This window comes from Streptomyces alkaliphilus (assembly GCF_014141535.1).
Lineage (GTDB): Bacteria > Actinomycetota > Actinomycetes > Streptomycetales > Streptomycetaceae > Streptomyces > Streptomyces alkaliphilus.
Genome location: NZ_VKHT01000378.1, coordinates 1 through 4,595 on the forward strand (window position 1 = coordinate 1; position 4,595 = coordinate 4,595).

The window sequence follows — 4,595 nt, forward strand, 5'->3', positions numbered from 1 at the left end:
CCCTCCCCGGTATCCCCCTGCCCGGGGTCCCGGCGGTCGGGTTCCACCGCGTCGTTTCCCCCGCCGGCCAGTCCCTTCCGGCGGTCGGCGGGCCGGCGTCTCCACCGGGTCCATCGGGTCCCGAGTGGCACCCGGCGACGCATCCGGTGCCGGGGCCCGCGGGGGACGTCTCCCTCGGCCGGCTCCCGATCGGGGACCGGGCGCGGGACAACCGATGGGAGGAGGCCCGCGCCGTGCACGCGGCGCTGGCCGAGGAACGGGCCCGCACCCTCGGGGAGGAACACCCCGACACCCTGGACAGCCTGCACCACGTCGCCTTCGCCCTCGGCCGTCTGGGGCGTTGGGAGGAAGCGTTGCGCGGCCACCGGGGCGTGGCCGCGGCTCGCGGACGGACCCTCGGGCCACGCCATCCCGAGACGCTCGCCTCCCGATACGAGTGCGCCATCTGCCTGGGGCGGTTGGGTCGCCCGGCCGAGGCGTTGGAGGTGTACCGGAACCTGGTGGCGGACCGTGCCGCGGCCCTGGGGAGCGAGCATCCCGCCACCCTCCGGGCCCGGCACGGACTGGGTGTCACGCTGGGCCGGTTGGGGCGTTGGGAGGAGGCACTGTGCGAGGCCCGGAACGTCTGCGCGTTGCGCACCGCAGTGCTCGGGGCCGACCATCCCGACACCCTGGTGAGTCGTCGGGAGATCGCCGTCGCCCTGGGGCGACTGGGGCGCTGGGGCCCGGCGCTGGAGGAGTACGGCCGGGTCCGCCTGGGCCGGGAGCGGTCCCTCGGCCCGGACCACCCCGACACCCTGGTCGCCCGGGAGGACGAGGCGCGCTGCCGTGAACTGGCCGGCCCCGGCCTCCCCGGTCCCGTCTGACCCCCCGCCCGGGACACCTGTTCATCGAGCGGGGCCGGACCGTTTGCGGACACCGAACGCCGCGTACCATGGCCGCATGTCCTTTCTCCGCCGCCGCAGCGCCGCCACCCCGGCCGGACCGGACTTCGACGTTCTCGCCATGGACCCCGGCGACTGGCCCGGTGTGCTCGGCGCGGGGTTGCTCCCCGCCGAGGACGGCACCTGCCAGGGGGTGATCCTGCGCTACGACCTGTTCGGGGGGCGTGGACCGGCCATGGTCATCGGGAATCTCCCCCCGGGGTCCCCCGCCCGTGAGGTGGAGGCGGATGACATTCCCTTCGAGGTCACCCAGCTGCTCCAGGCCCTGGAGATGGACGACGCGTCGGTGGACGCGGTTACCGTGACCGGCACCGAGGACGTGCCCGTCATGCACGACGACAATCTGTTGATCGTGCGACGCGTCACCTGTTCGGAGGACCGTGTGTCCTGCGTGCAATTCGACCGCAGCGACGGTGTCCTGGTCACCATCGCCAGTTGGGACCGCCCCATCACCGACGATCTGTACCGGCTGCTCAAGCCGCTGCCGGCCGAGCTGTTCCGTCGCTGAACCGCCCCCGGCGCGTCCCTCCCGGAGAGTGGACGGACCGGTCGTCCGGAAGCCATCCCGCGGTTTCCGCCCGGCCGACCCGTGGCGTCGGCCGTTTCCTCCCCTCCGGGTGTCCCCGGGCATCACCGGTACCCCGCCCCGGGCGGGGTACCGGTGCGCTCAGCGGGTGCCCACCGCGGCCCGCACCGCCCCGCGGGCCATCGCGCAGTCCTCGTGCAACCGGCGCAGCAGCAGACGCTGTTCCTCGCCCGGGCTCAGGCCGCCCACCGATCGTTCCGTCGGCTCGGGCGTGAGCGTCGTCCGCATGGCCCGTTGCACCGCCTCCTCGCACAGCCGCACCTCCCTGGTGAGCACGAGGAGCAGGTTGATGAGAAAGGCGTCCCTGGCCCCGGGGCCGGCCGTGTGCGCCGCGTGGCTGATCCTGCGCCGGGTGGCGGGGGCATCGCCCAGTACCGCCCACAGCGAGGCCAGGTCGTAACCGGGCAGGTACCACCCCGCCGCCTCCCACCCGACCAGGACGGGGCCGGTGGGGGAGAGGACGGCGTTCGCCGGCACCGCCGAACCGTGGCAGAACTGCCCGGGCAGTCCGTCGGGGCGCTCGCCGGTGTCCCGCCGGGTGGTCCGCCCCGGCCCGGTCCGCAGGCCGTGCAACAGTGCCTGGATGTCCCCCACGTCACGGTCCGTCAGCAGGCCCAGCACGTGGTAGCGCGCCACCCGGGCGGGATAGTCCACCGTCAGGGAGAAGGTCTCCGCCGGGGGCTCCCACTCGTTCAGCCGGCGGAAGGCGCCCACCACCAGCCCCAGGTCACCCCGGGAGGGCGGGGCCACCGGGTGGCGGCGGCCCGCGGCGGCCCTGCCGGGCACGAACTCCGTCACCAACACGCCCGCCCCCGGGTCGGCGGCGACGAGCCGGGGGGCGCGCACCGGGGGACGGTGTCTGACGAAGGCGCGGTGCACCGCTATCTCACGCCGCAGGCGGTCTGCGCCGGTGCGGGAGTCGTCCACCACGTATTTCGCCAGCACCGGACGCCGGCCGAGGGTCCCGACCACCAGCAGCGTGCTTCCGGTGTCCCGCAGGAGCCGGGCGGGGGAGAACTCGGGGCACACGCCCCGCACCGCCGTCATCGCCCGTCGCATGCGCTCGCCCCGCTCACCGGAGATCTCCGACCGGCCTGTGGGCGGGGCGGATCGGAGGGACCCGCCGCGACGCGGGAGGCGGGCCGGGAAGCCCGTCGGACCGGGAATCGTCGTCGCGTGCCCCGCCGGACCCGCCGGGGTCGACTCCCGGCGCGGGAACACGGGTGCTGGTGTCGAGTGCATGGGTGAACGCGGTCCCTTCCCGAGCGGATGGTGAACGCGCCCCCCGTCCCCGGGACGGCCGATGCCCTGGGGTGGCGCCGGCCGTCCCGGGGCCGGGGTGGCGCGGTTCTACCCCATCGCGTCCCGCCGGTGGCACGCCATCTGGCGCACCCTGGCGAAACCTGGCGAATCGGCCTCGGGCCCACGACCGGGGGCTACTGTCGAGCCAGCCGAGATCCTGGGGGCTTGACGTGACCAAGGGACCCAACACCCGCCTGGCCGACCTGTTCGGACTGGCCGGTTGGTCGAAGGGTGAACTCGCCCGACTCGTGAACCGTCGGGCCGCCGCCCGTGGCCATGCGCAACTGGCCACGGACACCTCGCGGGTGCGTCGCTGGATCGAGTTGGGGGAGGTTCCCCGCGACCCGGTACCGGACGTGCTGGCGTCCCTGTTCACCGAGCGACTCGGTCGTGTCGTGACCATCGAGGACCTCGGATTGCGCCGGAGGGGGGGGACGGGCAAACGCAGAGCCGTGGACGGCCTGCCCTGGAGTTCCCGCCGGACGGCCGCGGTCCTCACCGACTTCACGGGAATGGACCTCATGCTCAACCGACGCGGCATGGTGGGCGCGGGCGCCGCGCTCGCCGCGGGATCCGCACTCAGCGACGCCCTGCACGGCTGGTTGCGGGCCGCCCCCGCCACCGACCCCGACACCGACATCGTCGACCCGACCGCCCTCGACCGTTACGAGGCCACCCCGGTCGGCTCCGAGGAGATCGAGGCACTCGAGCGCTCCGTGGAGATCTTCCGTCGTTGGGACGCCTCCCGCGGCGGAGGGTTGCAGCGCAAGGCCGTGGTCGGCCAACTCAACGAAGTGGGCGGAATGCTGGCCTACCGGCACCCCGAGCACCTGCAGCGCAGGCTGTGGGGAGTGGCCGCCAATCTCTCCGTTCTCGCCGGATGGATGTCCCACGACGTGGGTCTGGAACCCACGGCGCAGAAGTACTTCGTGATCGCCGCGCACGCCGCCAGGGAGAGCGGGAACGCCCCGCGGGCGAGCGAAGCGCTCTCCCGGGCGGCACGTCAGATGGTTCACCTGAAACGGCCGAACGACGCCCTGGACCTCATGCGACTGGCCTCCTCCGGGAGGGGGGAGGAGGCACTGCCCCGCACCCGGGCGATGTTCCGCACCATCGAGGCGTGGGCTCAGGCGTCCAAGGGGGAGGGGCAGGCCATGCGCCGTTCGCTCGGGGAGGCGGAGGAACTGTTCGTCTCCGATCGTGGTGACAAATCCCCACCCGATTGGATGCAGATGTTCGACGAGGCCGACCTGCACGGCATGCAGGCACTGGCCCACCGCACCCTGGCCGAACACGAGCCGCGGGCCGCCGCCACCGCCGAACACCACGCCAAACTCGCCCTGCGGCTGCGGGGCGAGGGGCGGGAGCGCTCCACCTTGTTGGACCACATCTCCCTGGCCTCGGCGTGCTTCCTGGGTGATGACCCCGATCAGGCGGACCGCCACGCCCGGCTGGCACTGGCCACGATGAACTCCACCTCCTCGCACCGGACCTGGGACCGGCTGCGCGAGATGTACCGCCTCTCCGCCGTGTACGGCGGGCACTCCCGCGTCGACGACCTGCGATCGGAGATCGAGGCGGCGCTGCCGATGGCCCCGCGACCGGTGCGCGACCCCGCCACGGTCTGAGGCCCCCGCCCCGCCTTCCCGGGTGGCCCGCGCCCCGGGGAAGGCGGGGCACGCGCCACCCGGCGCGCCGTACCCGGTCGGGGAAGTTCACCCCCCGGCGGGGTTCGGCGGGCGGGGAGGGCCGCCGTGGTCGGC

At 74.0% G+C, this 4,595-nt stretch carries 3 protein-coding genes and 1 pseudogene; 3 read left to right on the forward strand and 1 reads right to left on the reverse strand.

Annotated features, from left to right (window positions below; all coding sequences use genetic code 11):
• Positions 1-200: 200 nt before the first annotated feature.
• A pseudogene (locus FNQ90_RS13345) lies at positions 201-866 on the forward strand (tetratricopeptide repeat protein); the annotation flags it as partial.
• A 76-nt stretch (positions 867-942) separates the two neighbouring features.
• On the forward strand, positions 943-1,452 hold the full coding sequence (locus FNQ90_RS13350) for a hypothetical protein (RefSeq protein WP_143621789.1): 510 nt from the start codon (positions 943-945) through the stop codon (positions 1,450-1,452).
• 159 nt (positions 1,453-1,611) lie between these two features.
• Here the strand turns inward: FNQ90_RS13350 and FNQ90_RS13355 are convergent, their stop codons facing one another.
• The gene (locus tag FNQ90_RS13355) at positions 1,612-2,772 is read right to left on the reverse strand and encodes an aminoglycoside phosphotransferase family protein (protein ID WP_182606583.1); all 1,161 of its coding nucleotides are present in this window, start codon (positions 2,770-2,772) and stop codon (positions 1,612-1,614) included.
• A gap of 230 nt (positions 2,773-3,002) precedes the next feature.
• Here FNQ90_RS13355 and FNQ90_RS13360 point away from each other — a divergent pair, with 230 nt between their 5' ends.
• Positions 3,003-4,460: a DNA-binding protein NsdB gene (locus tag FNQ90_RS13360; protein ID WP_182606584.1), complete on the forward strand. Its 1,458-nt coding sequence runs from the start codon at positions 3,003-3,005 to the stop codon at positions 4,458-4,460.
• Positions 4,461-4,595 lie beyond the last annotated feature (135 nt).

Bases quoted from the DNA above. Each gene is read 5' to 3' on its own strand.
- FNQ90_RS13350 (WP_143621789.1), top strand. From the start codon at position 943: ATGTCCTTTCTCCGCCGCCGCAGCGCCGCCACCCCGGCCGGACCGGAC.
- FNQ90_RS13355 (WP_182606583.1), bottom strand. From the start codon at position 2,772: ATGCACTCGACACCAGCACCCGTGTTCCCGCGCCGGGAGTCGACCCCG.